Raw genomic sequence first — 919 nt, 5'->3', positions numbered from 1 at the left:
TGGTACATGGCACCCAAGTGTTCATACTGTTTCGCCATCGCGACATAATTAGCCAGGCCAATGCTGTCGAGGTAACGGAACACGCCGCCGCGGAAAGGAGGGAAACCGAGGCCGTAGACCAACGCCATATCCGCTTCTTGTGCTGTGGCGATAATGCCTTCTTCCAGACACAGGGCGACTTCGTTGATCATCGGAATCATCATACGTTGGATGATGGTTTGCTCATCGAACTCTTGTTTGTCCGCGCAGACGTCTGCCAGTACTGGCAAGATATCTTCAGTGAAGGTTTTCTTAGGCTTACCTTTTTTATCAATGGTGTAGCTGTAGAAACCGTTGCCATTCTTCTGACCGTATTTGTTGGCTTCGAATAGAGCATCAATCGCGTCACGACCTTGTTTTCCCATTCGCTCAGGGAAACCTTCTGCCATCACCGCTTGTGCGTGGTGCGCAGTATCGATGCCGACTACATCAAGCAAGTACGCCGGGCCCATCGGCCAGCCAAATTTGCGTTCCATGACTTTGTCGACTTTAGTGAAGTCTGCACCGTCACGAAGCAACATGCTGAAACCGCCAAAGTACGGGAATAATACGCGGTTGACGAAGAATCCCGGACAGTCGTTCACGACGATTGGGGATTTACCCATTTTCGCTGCGTAAGCCACTACGCGGTTGATGGTTTCATCAGAAGTTTTCTCACCACGGATGATTTCAACCAAAGGCATGCGATGCACAGGGTTAAAGAAGTGCATACCACAGAAATTTTCTGGGCGTTTAAGTGATTGTGCCAATAGGTTGATTGGAATCGTCGATGTGTTTGATGTAATGACGGTGTCTTCACCAACGTGCGATTCGACTTCGCTCAGTACCGCTGCTTTTACTTTTGGATTTTCGACAACGGCTTCAACAATCACATCTGAAT

The 919-nt window shown here is 48.9% G+C and carries 1 protein-coding gene; it reads right to left on the bottom strand.

Going from position 1 to position 919, the window contains the following annotated elements; genetic code table 11:
- Positions 1 to 919: 3-hydroxyacyl-CoA dehydrogenase NAD-binding domain-containing protein (locus tag R7O13_RS25055; protein ID WP_318304965.1), on the bottom strand; the 919-nt coding region annotated here is incomplete at both ends.

The organism is Vibrio sp. Y176 (assembly GCF_033438945.1).
The sequence above is the reverse complement of the archived record's forward strand: the minus strand, read 5'-3'. Positions and strand labels throughout refer to the sequence as shown.